The sequence below is a fragment of the Microbacterium sp. MMO-35 genome (genome assembly GCF_037147555.1).
Classification (GTDB): domain Bacteria; phylum Actinomycetota; class Actinomycetes; order Actinomycetales; family Microbacteriaceae; genus Microbacterium.
In genome coordinates this window covers 16,754-31,696 of sequence record NZ_JBBCVH010000012.1, presented here as the reverse complement: position 1 = coordinate 31,696, position 14,943 = coordinate 16,754, and the positions used below count along the sequence as shown (strand labels likewise).

The following is a 14,943-nucleotide window of genomic DNA, read 5'->3' as shown; positions in this document are numbered from 1 at the left end:
GACCGCATGACGACACCCGCGATGGTGCCCCCGCCCCGCCCGGTCTGAGGACACAGGAACAGCCTGAGCAAGCCGGAACAGCCCGAGCACACAGGAACAGCCCGAGCACACAGGAACAGCCCGAGCACACGAGAACAACCCGAGCACACCGGAACAACCCGAGCACACCGGAACGGCCTGAAGATACAGGAACGGCGCCGACCCGGAGGTCGGCGCCATGTCCTCAGCGCTGCCGGCGCTCGCGCACCCGCATGTTGATCACGATCGGGGTGCCCTCGAAGTCGTACAGCTCGCGCAGGCGCCGCTGGATGAACCGGCGGTAGCCCGGATCCAGGAACCCGGTGGTGAACAGCACGAATGTCGGCGGACGGGTCGACGCCTGCGTGCCGAACAGGATCCTCGGCTGCTTGCCGCCCCGCAGCGGGTGCGGGTGGGCGGCGACGAGCTCGGTGAGGAACGCGTTGAACTTGCCGGTCGGGATGCGGCGGTCCCAGTTCTCCAACGCCGTCTCCAGCGCGGGGACGAGCTTGTCCAGGTGCCGTCCGGTCTTGGCCGAGATGTTCACGCGCGGCGCCCACGCGACATGCGCGAGGTCCTGCTCGATCTCGCGCTCCAGATACCGGCGGCGGTCCTGGTTCTCCATGTCGTCGTCGAAGAGGCGATCCCACTTGTTGAACGCGAGCACGAGCGCGCGGCCCGACTCGAGCACCAGGTCGATGATGTTGAGGTCCTGCACGCTGATCGGCTGGCTGACGTCGAGGACGACGACCGCGACCTCCGCCTTCTCCAGCGCGGCCGAGGTGCGCAGCGAGGCGTAGAAGTCCGCCCCCTGCTGCAGGTGCACGCGGCGGCGGATGCCGGCGGTATCGACGAAGCGCCACATCTTGCCGCCGAGCTCGACGATCTCGTCCACCGGGTCACGGGTGGTGCCGGCGAGGTCGTTGACGACCACGCGCTCCTCCCCCGCGGCCTTGTTCAGCAGCGACGACTTGCCGACGTTCGGACGGCCGAGGATGGCCACCCGGCGCGGTCCGCCGATCTCCGCCTTGGCGACCGCGGAGATCTCCGGGAGCTTCTCCATGATCGCGTCCAGGAGGTCGGCGACACCGCGGCCATGGATCGCGGAGACCGGATACGGCTCGCCGAGACCGAGGTTCCACAGGGCCGCAGCCTCGGGCTCCTGCCGGGCGTCGTCGATCTTGTTCGCGACGAGGAAGACGGGCTTGCCGCTCTTGCGCAGCAGCTTCACGACGTGCTCGTCGGTCGAGGTCGCCCCGACCATCGCGTCGACGACGAACAGCACCACGTCGCTGAGGTCGATAGCGACCTCGGCCTGCGCGGCGACCGAGCGGTCGATGCCCTTGGCGTCGGGCTCCCAGCCGCCGGTGTCGACCAGCGTGAAGCGCCGGTCCATCCACTCGGCCTTGTAGGTGACGCGGTCGCGGGTGACGCCGGGGGTGTCCTCGACGACCGCCTCACGGCGGCCCAGGATCCGGTTCACGAGCGCGGACTTGCCGACGTTCGGGCGACCGACGATCGCCACCACGGGCAGCGCGGGCAGGAATTCGATCCCGTCCTCGCCGGCGACGAGGCCGGCGAGCAGCTCGGCGTCCTCGTCGTCCAGGTCGTAGTCGTCGAGACCGGCGCGCAGTGTCGCGGCGCGCGACTCGACGAGCTCCTCGTCCATCGCGTCCAGCTTCTCCGCGAGACGGTCTTCGCCGCCCTCGTATTCTTCTTCGTCAGCCATGGTCGGCTCCTCGCTGCGCTCCGGGCGCACGTCGCTCGATCACCGCGATCACGGCGTCGATGGTCTCCTCGAAGTCGAGGTCGGTCGAATCCACGACCTCCACTCCCTCTGCGGCGGTGAGGAAGTCCACCACCGCACTGTCTTTGGCGTCCCGGCGGTGCAGGGCATCCGCGACGGCGCCGGCGTCCTCCGTGTCGAGCTCCGCGGCCCGCCGCGCGGCACGCACCTCGGGCGCCGCGGTGAGCAGGATCCGCACCGGGGCGTCCGGGGCCACCACGGTGGTGATGTCGCGCCCCTCGATCACGACGGCCGGATACGCCGCCTCCCGCGCGATCCGGCGGAACGCGTCGTTCACCTGCACGCGCACGGCCGGAACCCGGGCCACGCCGCTCACGGCGCTCGAGACGCGCGGCTCGCGGATGGCCTCGGTCACGTCCGTCGCGCCCACGTGCACCACGCGGTCGTCGGGGTCGAGCCCCTGCGAAAACGGGAAGTCGGCGGCGGCCGCGAGCACGGCGGCCTCGTCGGCGGTGTCGTCGCCGCGGTCCAGCACGTGCCAGGCAAGGGCGCGGTATGCGGCCCCGGTGTCCAGGAAGCCGTAGCCGAGGCGCCGGGCGACAGCCTTGGACACACTGGACTTGCCGGAACCGGCGGGGCCGTCGATCGCGACGACGAACGGGCTCTCAGTCATCGGGCATGCTCGCAATCCGCCATCCCCTGGCCTCGAGTCCTTCGACCGCGCCGCGGAGCGCGGCGGGGGTCACGCTGATCTCGGCCAGGCCGAACTGCGCGCCCGGCGAGTGCTCCAGACGCAGGTCCTCGACGTTCACCTCGAGCTCTCCGAGTTCGCCGAAGAGGCGGCCGAGCTGACCCGCGGTGTCGTCGATCATCACGACGAAGGACTCGAAGCGGCGGTTCTGGCCGTGCTTGCCGGGCAGGCGCTCCACGCCCTCGTTGCCGTGCCGGATCGCTTCGGCGACCGTGCGCCGGGATCCGGTGCGATCCGGGTCGCGCAGCGCATCGGCGACCTCGGCGAGGTCGGCGGCGAGCGCGTCGAGCACCGACACCACCGGGGCGGCGTTCGCGCCGAGGATCTGGACCCACAGCTCGGGCGCGGAGGCGGCGATGCGGGTCGTGTCGCGCACGCCCTGGCCGGCGAGGCGCAGCGAGCCGTCCTCGGCGTCGGCGAGCCGGGCGGCGAGCAGGCTGGCAACGACCTGCGGCACGTGCGAGGTGAGCGCGACGGCGCGGTCGTGCTCCTCGGGTGTCATCTCGAGCGGCATCGCCTCGAGGTCGAGGGCCAGCCCCTCGACGAGCGCGAGGTCCGCAGCCCGAGTCTCCTCGTCGCGGCAGACCACCCAGGGGCGGCCGATGAAGATGTCGGCGCGCGCCGAGATCGCTCCCCCGCGCTCCCGGCCGGCGAGCGGGTGGGATCCGATGTAGCGCGTGAGGTCGACGCCCCGTTCGCGCAGGGCGCGCAGCGGCTCGAGCTTGACGCTCGCGACGTCGGTGACGACGGCCTCGGGGAATCGGGAGAGCTCCGCCTCGATGACGTCGGCCGTCACGTCCGGCGGCACGGCGACCACGACGAGCGCCGGGGCGTCCTCCGGCTGCGCGGCACGGCCCGCGCCGTAGTCGATCGCGAGGCGCAGCTGCGCCGGCGAGGTGTCGGCGAGGGCGACGTCGACGCCCTTCGCGGTCAGGGCGTGACCGATGCTGGCGCCGAGAAGTCCCGCTCCGACGATCCGGACGGTGCCGGACAGTCTGCTCTGGGTGCTCAATCGATCTTCTCCTGGCGCGACAGGGTCAGAAGCGCGCCGAGTTCGATTTTAGTCAGTTCGCGGGACTTCCCCGCCGGGAGGGTTCCCAGGTGCAACGGGCCGAACTGGCGGCGCACGAGCTCGGTGACCGGATGTCCGACGGCGGCGAGCATCCGGCGCACGATCCGGTTGCGCCCGGAGTGCAGGGTGAGCTCGACGAGACTGGATCCGGTCCTGCTCGCGGAGCCCGACGACGCATCCAGCAGGCGGGCCTTGTCGGCCGCGATCGGACCGTCCTCGAGCTCGACACCGCGCGTGAGCTTCGCGATCGTCTGCGCGGTCACCACGCCCTCGACCTTGGCGATGTAGACCTTGGTCACCCCGAACGACGGATGCGCGAGCACGTGGGCGAGGTCTCCGTCGTTCGTGAGGATCAGCAGCCCGCTGGTCTCGGCGTCCAGACGGCCGACGTTGTAGAGGCGCTCCTCGTACTCCTTCGTGAAGCGGCGCAGATCCGGGCGCCCCTTCTCGTCCTTCATCGAGGAGACCACCCCGGTGGGCTTGTTCAGCATGACGTAGCGCTTGCCGGTGTCCAGCTGCACCGCGGTGCCGTCCACGTCGACGAGGTCGTTCTCCGGATCGATCCGCCGCCCGAGCTCGGTGACGACGGATCCGTTCACGCGGATCCGTCCCTCGACGATGTACTGCTCGATCACGCGCCGCGACGCGACGCCCGCGTTCGCGAGCACCTTCTGCAGGCGCACGCCCTCCGGTGCGGCGAACGGGTCCACGGGGGCGGGGGTCATCGGGCGGTCCTCTCGTCGAAGCCGTCTGCACCGTCGTCGAGCAGCGGGGAGATCGGGGGCAGCTCGTCGAGCGAGTTGATCCCGAGGTTCTGCAGCAGCAGATCGGTCGTGCCGTAGTTGATCGCTCCGGTCTCGGAGTCCTGGAAGAGCTCGGTGATGAGGCCGCGCCCGAGCAGGGTGCGCACCACGGAGTCGACGTTCACCGCACGGATCGACGCGACCTGGCTGCGGGTCACCGGCTGCTTGTAGGCGATCACGGAGAGGGTCTCGAGCGCGGCCTGCGACAGTCGCGCCGGAGCCTGTCCGCCGATGAACTCGGCCACCAGGTCGTCGTAATCCTCGCGCACGTAGAGCCGCCACCCGCCACCGACCTCGCGCAGTTCGAAGCCGCGCCGCGGACCCTGCCCTCGGCCGTCGTACTCGTCGACGAGGGACTCGATCGCCTGCCGCACCGCCGGCACGGGCGCGCCGACGGCAGCGGCGAGCGAGACGAGGCTGTGCGGCTCGTCGATGATGAGCAGGATCGCCTCGAGCTTCTCGGTGATCGGCAGCTCCGCGTTCGCGGCGGCTTCCGTCCCGGCGGCGTCGGTCACGGCAGCATCTGTCACGGTGTCATCGGTCATAGTCGGCTCCCAACGTCGCCAGCATCTCGTCGGTCCAGTGCTCGGCCGACCACCGCAGGGTCAGCTCGCCGAGCGGCTCCAGTTGCTCGAAGCTCAGCGCCGCGTGCCGGTACAGCTCGAGCACGGACAGGAACCGCGCCACCACGATCCCGGGCTCGGCTGCGCCCGCCACGATCTCCCGGAAGGTCACGGACTCGGCGCTGCGCAGCAGGGTGACTACGATCGCCGCCTGCTCGCGGATGCTCACGAGCGGCGCGTGCAGGTGGTCCAGGCCGACCGTGGGGATCTCCTTGGGCGCGAACGCCATGAGGGCGAGCGTCGCGAAATCGGAGGCGCTGAGGGTCCACACCAGTTCGGGGGTGCGCGCGCGGTGCTTCTCGTCCAGGCGCACCGCCCTCGCGTGCCGCCGGTCCTCGTACTGCAGGCTGCGCGAGAACCAGGCGGAGACCTCCTTGAACGCGCGGTACTGCAGGAGCCTCGCGAAGAGCAGGTCCCTAGCCTCCAGCAGCGCGACGGATTCGGCGTCCACGAGCTCGCCCTGCGGCAACAGGCCGGCCACCTTCATGTCGAGCAGCGTCGCGGCGACCACGAGGAACTCGCTGGTCTCGTCGAGGTCCTCGTCCGGGCCGAGCTCGCGCAGGTAGGCGATGAACTCGTCGGTGACCTTGCTCAGCGACACCTCGGTGATGTCCATCTCGTGCTTCGAGATGAGGTTCAGCAGCAGGTCGAACGGTCCGTCGAAGTTCGACAGGGACACGCGGAAGCCGACGTCGACGACCTCCTGAGGAGCATCCTCCTCCGGCGCCGAGGCGTCGGAGGGCTCTCCGGCCGAGGGGTCCTCGCTATGCGACGGCGCCACGGGCGACCAGCTCCCGGGCCAGTCGCAGGTACGCCTGCGCGGCGGGATGCTCCGGCGCGAACTCGGTGATGGGCACGCCCGACACCGAGGCGTCGGGGAACTTGACGGTGCGGCCGATCACGGTCTCCAGCACGTCGTCGCCGAAGGCCTCGACGACGCGCTCCAGCACCTCGCGGGAGTGCAGGGTGCGTGCGTCGTACATCGTCGCGAGCAGGCCGTCGAGCGTGATCGACGGGTTGAGCCGGTCGCGCACCTTGTCGATGGTCTCGATGAGCAGCGCCACGCCGCGCAGCGCGAAGAACTCGCACTCGAGCGGGATCAGCACGCCGTGCGCCGCGGTGAGCGCGTTGACGGTGAGCAGGCCGAGCGACGGCTGGCAGTCGATGAGGATGACGTCGTACTCCCCCGCGACCTGGCGCAGCACCCGGGACAGGATCGTCTCCCGGGCGACCTCGTTCACGAGGTGCACCTCGGCGGCGGAGAGGTCGATGTTCGCCGGGATGAGGTCGAGGCCCTCGACGCCCGTGTGCACGATCGCCTCGTGCGCATCGCGCTTGGTGTCCAGGAGCAGGTCGTAGACCGTGGGGATGTCATGGGTGGGGATGCCGAGACCGGCCGACAGCGCTCCCTGCGGGTCGAAGTCGACGGCGAGCACCTTGCGCCCGTACTCCGCGAGGGAGGCGGCGAGGTTGATCGAGGTGGTCGTCTTGCCGACGCCGCCCTTCTGGTTGCAGAGCGCGATGATGCGCGCAGGGCCATGCGCCTTCAGCGGGGCGGGGATGGGGAATCCCTGGTAGGGACGGCCGGTCGGCCCGATCGGGGTGTCGTCCTTCGTCTTCTTCGCCACGTCTCTCCTGCTCGGTCGTGCTCGGAAGAGTCTAGCCGTGCCCCCCGGTCCCGCATGCGCTCCCGCGCCGCGGCGACCAATCCGTCGAACAGCGCAGGATCGTCGTCGGTCTCGGGATGCCACTGCACCCCGACCGCGAAGCGGTCCCCCTCCGCCTCCATCGCCTGCAGCACGCCGTCCGCGTCGTGCGCGACGGCCCGGTAGCCCGGATGCTCGGCGACCGCCTGGTGATGGTGCACGGGCACGGTGAGCTCCGGCGCGACGAGATCGGCGACCCGTCCGTCGGCGTCGACGCGCACGTCTGCCGAGCCGTAGGACGTCGGCCCGCCCGCATGCCGGTCGTGGCCGACCACATCCGGCAGATGCTGCACCAGCGCCCCGCCTGCGGCGACGGCCATGAGCTGCATGCCCCGGCAGATCCCGAGCAGCGGGAGCCGGATCCGCTCCGCTTCCTGCAGCAGCGCGAGCTCCCAGGCGTCGCGGTCGTCGTACCAGCGCACCACGTTCGGGTCGGGATCCTGCCCGTACCGGCCGGGGTTCACGTCGGCGCCGCCCGCGATGAGGATGCCGTCCAGGCGGCCGAGCACGGCCGCGGCCGCACCGGGCGCCTCGATCGGCGGCAGCAGCACCGGGACGCCGCCCGCGCGTTCGATCGATCGCGCGTAGTCGGCCGGGAGCAGGTCGGCCTCGACCTGCCGCCAGGTGCCCCAGTCGGCGGCCTGGCGGTAGGTCGTGATCCCGATGACCGGTCGCGGGTCAGTCAAAGTCGGAATCCAGCGGGGTCACGTACGCGTTCGAGAGGCCGCCGTCGACGAGGAAGTCCATCGCCGTGATGAAGCTCGACTCGTCGCTGCCGAGGAAGGCGACCGCGTTCGCGATCTCCTCGGGCTCGGCGAAGCGCCCCATGGGCACGTGCACGAGCCGGCGCGCGGCGCGCTCCGGGTCCTTCGCGAACAGCTCCTGCAGCAGCGGCGTGTTCACCGGACCGGGGCAGAGCGCGTTGACGCGGATGCCCTTGCGCGCGAACTGCACGCCGAGCTCGCGGGTCATCGCGAGCACACCGCCCTTGGAGGCCGTGTACGAGATCTGCGAGGTCGCCGCGCCCATGATCGCGACGAACGAGGCCGTGTTGATGATGGATCCGCTGCCCTGCTCGAGCATGTACGGGAGCACCGCCTTGCAGCAGTAGTAGACGCTGGTGAGGTTGACGTCCTGCACCAGGTTCCATGCCTCGATCCCCGTCTTCAGGATCGAGTCGTCCGAGGCGGGCGAGATCCCCGCGTTGTTGAAGGCGATGTCGATGCGGCCGTAGGTGTCGTGCGCGACCTTGAAGAGGTTCTCCACCTGCGCCTGGTCGGTCACGTTCACGGTCACGAACGTGCCGCCGAGCTCCTCCGCGATGCGGGGGCCGTTCGCCTCGTCGAGGTCGCCGATGACGACCTTCGCGCCCTCCGCCACGAACTTCTTCGCCGTCGCCAGTCCGATGCCGCTGCAGCCGCCGGTGATGACACCGACCTTGCCTTCGAGCTTTCCCATTCCTGTGGTGCCTTTCGCTGTGTGGGGAGGAGGTGTCAGTACGTCGTCGAGATGAAGAGGTGCTGTTCTGCAGCCTGCCTCACCTCGGCGAGGAGGTGTCAGTACGTCGTCGAGATGAAGACGTTCTTCACCTCGGAGAAGGAGTCCGGTGCGTCCGGTCCGAGCTCGCGCCCGAGTCCGGACTGCTTGAACCCGCCGAAGGGGGTCCAGTAGCGCACCGACGAGTGCGAGTTGATCGAGAGGTTGCCGCTCTCGACCCCGCGGGCCACGCGGAGGGCCCGACCGATGTCGCGGCTGAAGATGGATCCGCTCAGCCCGTACTCCGTGTCGTTCGCCTTCGCGATCGCGTCGGCCTCGTCACGGAACGGCATCACGGCGAGCACCGGGCCGAAGAGCTCCTGGGACCACACCGGGTCGTCCGCGTCCCGCGGCAGCACCACGGCCGGTGCGAGCCAGAATCCGCCGTCCCAGTCGGCGCCCACGGCGTTCTGCCCGCGGAACGCGACGTCGGCGTCGTCCAGGTGCGCCGCGACGGCATCGCGCTGTCGCGCCGAGACCATCGGTCCCATCTCCGCATCCTCCGCGGCGGGGTCCTTCACGCGGAAAGCCTCGACCGCAGGCTGCAGCAGTTCGAGGAACCGCTCGTACACGTTCTCCTGCACGAGGATCCGGGAGCGGGCGCAGCAGTCCTGCCCGGCGTTGTCGAGTCCTCCGCCCGGGGCCGCCGCAGCCGCCGCCTCGAGGTCGGCGTCGTCGAACACGATGTTCGCGTTCTTGCCGCCGAGTTCGAGGGTGAGGCGCTTGACCTGGTCGGCGCAGCCCCGCATGATCCCCTTGCCCACCTCGGTGGACCCGGTGAAGCACACCTTGCGCACGAGCGGGTGCGTCACGAAGCGATCCCCGACAACGCTGCCCTTCCCCGTGATGACCGTGAAGACGCCCTCCGGCAGCCCGGCCTCGAGGGCGAGCTCGCCGAGGCGCATCGCGGTGAGCGGGGTGAGCTCGGCAGGCTTCAGGACCACGGTGTTGCCCGCGGCGAGCGCGGGGGCGAAGCCCCATCCCGCGATCGGCATCGGGAAGTTCCACGGCACGATGATCCCGACGACGCCGAGCGGCTCGTGGAAGGTGATGTCGATGCCGCCCGGTACCGGGATCTGCTTCCCGAAATGCCGCTCCGGGCTCGCACTGTAGTAGTTGAGCACGTCGCGGACGTTGCCGGCCTCCCAGCGCGCATTGCCGATCGTGTGCCCGGCGTTCGCGACCTCGAGAGCGGCGAGCTCCTCGATGTGGGCGTCCACGACGCTCGCGAAGGAGCGCAGCAGCCGCGCCCGCTCCCCCGGGGCGATCGCGCTCCAGGCCGGGTAGGCGCGGTGCGCGCGCTCGATCGCCGCATCGGTCTCGCCGAGATCGGCAAGCCCCACGTCGGCGACCGTCCGGCCCGTCGCCGGGTTGAGAACGGTGAAGGCGCCGCCCGCGCCGTACCGGGAAGAAGGGATCCTCATGCCCACAGCCTCTCGATCTCTCCGATGAATCCGTTCACAGCCGCTCGAAGCCGCGCCGCAGCTCCCAGTCGGTGACGGCCGCGTCGAACGCCGCGATCTCGACGTCCGCGTAGTTCACGTAGTGGCGCACGACGTCCTCGCCGAAGACCTCGTTCGCGATCGCCGACTGGGCGAGCGCCTCGCGCGCCTCGTGCATCGTGGAGGGGACGGTCGGCGCACCGGACTCGTAGGCGTTGCCCTTCGTCTCCGGCTCCAGCGACAGCTCATGCTCGATGCCGTACAGCCCGCCGGCGAGCATCGCGGCGAGACCGAGGTACGGGTTCATGTCGCCGCCGGGGAGGCGGTTCTCCATGCGCGCGCCCGCGCCGCGCCCGACCAGGCGCACCGAGCTCGTGCGGTTGTCGATGCCCCACGCGATCGCGGTCGGTGCGAAGGAGCCTTTGACGAAGCGCTTGTACGAGTTGATGTTGGGCGCGTAGAAGAGCGTGAAGTCCCGCATCGTCGCCAGCACGCCGGCGATGAAGTGGTCGTAGAGCGCCGAGCGCTCGCCGCGGTCGGCGTCCCAGAACACCAGCGCGTCGTCGTCCTTGCCGCGCAGCGACATGTGCACGTGGCAGGAGTTGCCCTCGCGCTGGTTGGGCTTGGCCATGAAGGTGATCGACTGCCCGTGCTGACGCGCGATGTCCTTCGAGGCCGTCTTGTAGTACGCGTGGTTGTCGGCCGTGGTGATGACCTCGTCGTAGAGGAACGCGATCTCGTGCTGGCCGAAGTTGCACTCCCCCTTGGCCGACTCGACGTTCAGGCCGGAGGCGTACATCGTGTTGCGGATCTCCCGCAGCAGCGGCTCGACGAGGGTGGACCCCAGGATCGAGTAGTCGACGTTGTAGCGGTTCGCCGGCTCCAGATCGCGGTAGCCGCTGTCCCAGGCGCGGTCGTAGGGCGTGTTGAAGATCACGAACTCCAGCTCGGTGCCGGCCAGGGCCTTCCATCCGTGCGCGGCCGCGCGCTCGGTCTGCGCGCGCAGGATCTCCCGCGGCGAGACCCGCACCGGGGCGCCGTTCGTGCCGGCCAGGTCGCACTGGATCATGACCGTGCCCGGCCGGTGCGGCAGGAGGCGGATGGTCGCGAGATCGAGCTCGAACTCCATGTCGCCGTAGCCGTCCGCCCAGGAGGCGTGCGCGTAGCCGTCGACGGTGTTCATGTCGACGTCGACCGCGAGCAGGTAGTTGCACCCCTCGGTGCCGTGGCCGAGCACCGAGTCCAGGAAGAAGCGCGCGTGCAGGAGCTTGCCCTGCAGCCGGCCCTGCATGTCGGTGAACGCGAGCACCACGGTGTCGACGGAGCCGTCCGTGATCAGTCCGCGCAGCTGCTCCACGGTGAGCATGCGGTCGTTGCGAGTCATTTCAGAAGTCCTTTCAAGAGCGCCGCGGTGGCGTCGCAGTGCGCGGTCATGATGTCGCGGGCCCGGGCGGCGTCGCCGTCCAGGATCGCGGCGACGATCGCGCGGTGCTCGGTCTCGGAATGGTCGATGTTGGTCTTGAGGAACGGGATCTCGGCGAGGAGCTGGTGGATCCGCACCTGCACCTCGCTGCAGGAGCGCGAGAGCTCGTCGGATCCGCACACGGTCGCGATCGCGAGGTGGAGGCGGGCGTCGGCCTGGCGGTAGTCCGCCGGCGTCTCGGCCGCCGCGAGGTCGGCGAGGCTGTCGGCGAGCAGCGCGCGCTGCGCGTCGTCGAGCGGCGTCGACGCCGCACGGTAGGCGGCGCCGGGTTCGATGACGGAGCGGAACACGATGACGTCGTCGATCTCGGCACGGCGGGGCGGTGCCTGGTCCACGGGCCACTGCTCGGTGGCCGGCTGGACGACGGTGCCCCCTCCGCGCCCCCGGGTCGTGGTGACGAGCCCGGCGGCGCGGAGGGCGCTGATGGCCTCCCTCAGGGTGGCGCGGGAGACGTTGAGCTTCTCGGCGAGCTCGCGCTCGCCCGGCAGCTTCGTCCCCACCCGGAAGATCCCGAGCCTGATGGCCGAGCCCAGCTGCTCCACGCAGCTCTCGAAGGCCATGTGCCCCCGGACCGGGTGCAGTGCGGCGTCCACCAGAGGAGAGTCCATCGCGTCCGTCATGCTCGGATCATTCCTCCAGGAGCTTGTCCGGCGCCATCGTCAGATGCTCTGCCTCGGCGCTGGAGGCCATGAAGTCCCGCTTCCCGTAGGCGTACCACAGCACGATCGAGAGGATCGCGACCACGGCGACGGCGATCGGCGCGTAGTTGAACGTGTCGATCGTGATCGGGTTCACCGGCGGGAGCACGAACAGGATGATGATGAAGATCACCCAGACCACGGCGATCCATCCCACGATCGCGCTCCACTTGCCGAGGTGCCACGGCCCGGGCGTGAAGCCCTTGTCCAGCCGGCGCAGGAACACCGGCGTGACGTACGCGATGTACAGTCCGATCACCGCGACCGAGGTGACGGCGAGGTAGGCGGTGGTGTTGAAGAGCGCGGGCGTGGTCAGGATGATCGAGAGCACGACGCACAGCCAGATCGAGTTGGTCGGAGTGCCGGTGCGCTTGTTGACCTTCGCCCAGAGCCGCGCCCCGGGGATCGCGTTGTCGCGGGAGAAGGCGTAGCTCATCCGGGAGTTCGCCGTGACCGAGGCCATGCCGCAGAAGAACTGCGCGCCGCAGACGATGAACAGCAGGAACTTCGCCATCGTCGGGTTGTTCAGCGCGTCCAGGAAGATCTGGGCCGGCGGCAGACCGGTCTCGGATCCGAGCAGGCCCGCGATCCCCTTGTCGCTGCCGTCCTGGATCGCCGCGGTGATCGAGAAGAGCAGGATCCAGCCGCCGATGATCGAGATCACGACGCTCATCACGATGCCCTTGGGCGCGGCGACGGAGGCGTTCTTGGTCTCCTCGGCGACGTGGGCGGAGGCGTCGTACCCGGTGTAGGTGTACTGCGCCATGAGCAGGCCCATGAGGAACACGTACGGGCCGAACGACCAGCCGGTGCCGTTGTACCAGTGCGTGAACGTCCAGCCCACGTCCTGGTGCTGGGTGGGCATGATCCACAGCGCGCCGACGATAACGAGCACGCCGACGATGTGCCACCAGGCGGACACGTTCGAGAGCAGGCTCACGATGTTGACGCCGAAGGTGTTCAGCAGGCCGTGCACCACGATCAGCACGACGAAGAGGCCGAAGGTGCTGGCCTTGGTCGGCTCGATCCCCCACACGAGGTTCGCGAACGCCATCATCGTGGTCGCGGCGCCGAAGTCGATCGCCGCGGTGACCGCGACCTCGCCGAGGAAGTTGAACCAGCCGACCCCCCACGCCCACTGCCGCTTGTTGCGCTTGGCGAGGCGGCCGGCCCAGAAGTAGAGACCGCCGGCGGTCGGATACTTCGAGCACACCTCCGCCATGGCGAGGGCGACCATGAGCACGAAGACGCCGACGAGCGGCCAGCCGATCGTGATCGCCGAGGGGCCGCCCGAGTTCAGGGCGATGGCGTACGAGGTGATGCATCCCGCGAGGATGGAGATGATCGAGAAGGAGACGGCGAAGTTGCTGAACCCCGACATCCCCCGGTGCAGTTCCTGCTTGTAGCCCAGGGCGGCCAGGGCTGCGGCGTCATCGTCGATCGCCTGCGTGCCCTTCGCCTTTGTCGATTCGCTCATGGAGTGCTGCCTGCTTTCAGTGGAGGGAGCGTGTGCAGCGATTCTCGCAATGCGGAAGACCAACTGTCAATGGTCTGACTTCAAACCATTATCGGGCTCGGGGATGCGCCGTCACGTAGACGTCGCGGAGCGTGTCCACCGAGACGTGCGTATAGATCTGCGTCGTCGCGACCGACGCGTGCCCGAGCAGCTCCTGCACGACGCGCACGTCGGCACCGCCCTGCAGCAGGTGGGTCGCGAAGGAGTGCCGCAGCGTGTGCGGAGAGACCTCCGCGGTGATCTGCGCGTGCTCGGCGGCCGCGCGGATGATCAGCCAGGCGCTCTGCCGGCTGAGCGGAGCGCCCCGCGCGCCGAGGAACAGCTTCGCCGAGGCCCGCCCGGCGCTGGCGAGTGCCGGGCGCACCCGGGTCAGGTAGGCGTCGATCGCGGCGCGCGCGTAGGAGCCGACCGGCACGATGCGCTCCTTGGATCCCTTGCCGCGCAGCCGCAGCACGTCGCCCAGCGCGAGGTCGTCGACGTCGAGCGACACCGCCTCGGAGACACGGGCGCCCGTGGCGTAGAGCAGCTCGAGCAGCGCGCGGTCCCGGATTCCGAGCGGCTCCTCCGCCGAGGGCGCGGCGAGCAGGCGCTCGACCTGGTCGATCGTGAGCGCCTTGGGCAGCCGCCGCGGCTGCCGGGGCGGACGCAGCCGCGCGCTCGGATCCGCCTCTGCGATGCCCTCGCGCGCGAGGAACCGATGCCAGCCGCGCACCGACGACTGCAGCCGGGCCAGGCTCGAGGCGGCGGGCGGCGGCACCGCGGCCGCGCGCTCCGCAGCGAACTCGGCGACGATCGCCGCGGTGATCGCGTCGGTGTCGTCGATGCCGTGCTCGCCCAGCCAGGCGACGTAACCGCCGAGATCGCGCCGGTACGCCGAGAGGGTGTGCTCGGCGAGCCCGCGCTCGATCGTCACATGCCGGAGATAGGCGTCGAGCGCCCGGTCCAGCTGCACGTCAGGCCCGCCGCATGTCAGGCGCCGCGCAGACGCCGTTCGGCCGCGAGCACGCCCACGGCGAGGATCCCGTTGCGCAGTCTTCCGGCGAGCACGCCGTCCGCGGCCTCGTCGAGCGGCACCCAGGCGAGACGGATGTCGGCCTCCTCGTCGGTGCGTGCGAACGACTCCGCGGCGGGGCTCAGCCCCGTCGCGAGGTAGATGTGGATGATCTCCGAGTTGCTGCCGGGGGTCGTGTAGGTCGAGACCAGCGGCTCCCAGCCTTCGGCCGTGAGGTCGGCCTCCTCGGCGAGCTCCCGGCGGGCGGCGTCCATCGGATCCTCGCCGGCGACGTCGAGGAGTCCCGCGGGGAGCTCCCAGTCACGCTGCCGGATGGGATGGCGGTACTGCTGGATGAGCAGCACGCGCCGCCCCTCGTCCACCGCCACGACGGCCGCCGCGCCGGTGTGGTCGAGGTACTGGCGCACGATCTCGCCGTCGCCGTAGCGGATGCGGTCCTCGCGGATCCCCCACACCGCGCCGCGGTAGACCTCACGGCTCTCCCGCACCTCCGGGGAGAAGGGCTCGTCGCGCGGCGCGGTGGTGGAGTGCGTCAC

Annotated in this window: 15 protein-coding genes; all 15 read right to left on the bottom strand. The window is 70.2% G+C overall.

Annotated elements, in window-relative coordinates:
- Window positions 1-223: 223 nt before the first annotated feature.
- Window positions 224-1,747 carry a ribosome biogenesis GTPase Der gene (gene der, locus WFJ01_RS17480; protein WP_251442186.1) on the bottom strand — a complete coding sequence of 508 codons (1,524 nt, stop codon included), beginning with the start codon at window positions 1,745-1,747 and terminating at the stop codon, window positions 224-226.
- Window positions 1,740-2,438: a (d)CMP kinase gene (cmk, locus tag WFJ01_RS17475; RefSeq protein WP_251442189.1), complete on the bottom strand. Its 699-nt coding sequence runs from the start codon at window positions 2,436-2,438 to the stop codon at window positions 1,740-1,742. The genes der and cmk overlap by 8 nt, the downstream gene beginning before the upstream one ends.
- The gene (locus tag WFJ01_RS17470; RefSeq protein ID WP_251442191.1) at window positions 2,431-3,528 is read right to left on the bottom strand and encodes a prephenate dehydrogenase; all 1,098 of its coding nucleotides are present in this window, start codon (window positions 3,526-3,528) and stop codon (window positions 2,431-2,433) included. Before WFJ01_RS17470 ends, cmk begins: the two co-directional genes overlap by 8 nt.
- Window positions 3,525-4,313, bottom strand: coding sequence for a pseudouridine synthase (locus tag WFJ01_RS17465; protein ID WP_251442193.1), 789 nt, complete (start codon window positions 4,311-4,313; stop codon window positions 3,525-3,527). Before WFJ01_RS17465 ends, WFJ01_RS17470 begins: the two co-directional genes overlap by 4 nt.
- Complete coding sequence (gene scpB / locus WFJ01_RS17460; protein WP_336629838.1) at window positions 4,310-4,936, bottom strand: SMC-Scp complex subunit ScpB; 627 nt, start codon at window positions 4,934-4,936, stop codon at window positions 4,310-4,312. Before scpB ends, WFJ01_RS17465 begins: the two co-directional genes overlap by 4 nt.
- The gene (locus tag WFJ01_RS17455) at window positions 4,926-5,795 is read right to left on the bottom strand and encodes a segregation and condensation protein A (protein ID WP_336629837.1); all 870 of its coding nucleotides are present in this window, start codon (window positions 5,793-5,795) and stop codon (window positions 4,926-4,928) included. The genes scpB and WFJ01_RS17455 overlap by 11 nt, the downstream gene beginning before the upstream one ends.
- Window positions 5,779-6,642, bottom strand: coding sequence for a ParA family protein (locus WFJ01_RS17450; RefSeq protein ID WP_251442197.1), 864 nt, complete (start codon window positions 6,640-6,642; stop codon window positions 5,779-5,781). Before WFJ01_RS17450 ends, WFJ01_RS17455 begins: the two co-directional genes overlap by 17 nt.
- A complete protein-coding gene (locus WFJ01_RS17445; RefSeq protein ID WP_336629836.1) occupies window positions 6,561-7,406 on the bottom strand; it encodes a gamma-glutamyl-gamma-aminobutyrate hydrolase family protein in 846 nt (281 codons plus the stop codon). Before WFJ01_RS17445 ends, WFJ01_RS17450 begins: the two co-directional genes overlap by 82 nt.
- Entirely contained in the window at window positions 7,399-8,178 is a 780-nt protein-coding gene (locus WFJ01_RS17440; RefSeq protein ID WP_292886291.1) for a 3-oxoacyl-ACP reductase, read from the bottom strand. The genes WFJ01_RS17445 and WFJ01_RS17440 overlap by 8 nt, the downstream gene beginning before the upstream one ends.
- A 98-nt stretch (window positions 8,179-8,276) precedes the next feature.
- Window positions 8,277-9,680, bottom strand: a complete 1,404-nt coding sequence (locus WFJ01_RS17435; RefSeq protein WP_336629835.1) for an aldehyde dehydrogenase family protein — start codon at window positions 9,678-9,680, stop codon at window positions 8,277-8,279.
- Between the two features lie 34 nt (window positions 9,681-9,714).
- Window positions 9,715-11,082: a glutamine synthetase family protein gene (locus WFJ01_RS17430; RefSeq protein WP_336629834.1), complete on the bottom strand. Its 1,368-nt coding sequence runs from the start codon at window positions 11,080-11,082 to the stop codon at window positions 9,715-9,717.
- Window positions 11,079-11,801 (bottom strand): FadR/GntR family transcriptional regulator, encoded by a 723-nt coding sequence (locus WFJ01_RS17425; protein ID WP_292886299.1) that lies wholly within the window; start codon window positions 11,799-11,801, stop codon window positions 11,079-11,081. The genes WFJ01_RS17430 and WFJ01_RS17425 overlap by 4 nt, the downstream gene beginning before the upstream one ends.
- Before the next feature lie 7 nt (window positions 11,802-11,808).
- Window positions 11,809-13,356, bottom strand: a complete 1,548-nt coding sequence (locus WFJ01_RS17420) for an amino acid permease (RefSeq protein WP_336629833.1) — start codon at window positions 13,354-13,356, stop codon at window positions 11,809-11,811.
- Window positions 13,357-13,444: 88 nt separating this feature from the next.
- Window positions 13,445-14,347, bottom strand: a complete 903-nt coding sequence (gene xerD, locus WFJ01_RS17415) for a site-specific tyrosine recombinase XerD (protein WP_336629832.1) — start codon at window positions 14,345-14,347, stop codon at window positions 13,445-13,447.
- 17 nt (window positions 14,348-14,364) lie between these two features.
- Window positions 14,365-14,943: an NUDIX hydrolase gene (locus WFJ01_RS17410; protein WP_336629831.1), complete on the bottom strand. Its 579-nt coding sequence runs from the start codon at window positions 14,941-14,943 to the stop codon at window positions 14,365-14,367.

What these genes read in the sequence shown, in the direction of transcription:
- WFJ01_RS17430 (WP_336629834.1), bottom strand. Translation starts at nt 11,082, where the DNA reads ATGACTCGCAACGACCGCATGCTCACCGTGGAGCAGCTGCGCGGACTG.
- der (WP_251442186.1), bottom strand. Translation starts at nt 1,747, where the DNA reads ATGGCTGACGAAGAAGAATACGAGGGCGGCGAAGACCGTCTCGCGGAG.
- scpB (WP_336629838.1), bottom strand. Translation starts at nt 4,936, where the DNA reads ATGACCGATGACACCGTGACAGATGCTGCCGTGACCGACGCCGCCGGG.
- WFJ01_RS17440 (WP_292886291.1), bottom strand. Translation starts at nt 8,178, where the DNA reads ATGGGAAAGCTCGAAGGCAAGGTCGGTGTCATCACCGGCGGCTGCAGC.
- WFJ01_RS17420 (WP_336629833.1), bottom strand. Translation starts at nt 13,356, where the DNA reads ATGAGCGAATCGACAAAGGCGAAGGGCACGCAGGCGATCGACGATGAC.
- WFJ01_RS17425 (WP_292886299.1), bottom strand. Translation starts at nt 11,801, where the DNA reads ATGACGGACGCGATGGACTCTCCTCTGGTGGACGCCGCACTGCACCCG.
- WFJ01_RS17465 (WP_251442193.1), bottom strand. Translation starts at nt 4,313, where the DNA reads ATGACCCCCGCCCCCGTGGACCCGTTCGCCGCACCGGAGGGCGTGCGC.
- cmk (WP_251442189.1), bottom strand. Translation starts at nt 2,438, where the DNA reads ATGACTGAGAGCCCGTTCGTCGTCGCGATCGACGGCCCCGCCGGTTCC.
- WFJ01_RS17435 (WP_336629835.1), bottom strand. Translation starts at nt 9,680, where the DNA reads ATGAGGATCCCTTCTTCCCGGTACGGCGCGGGCGGCGCCTTCACCGTT.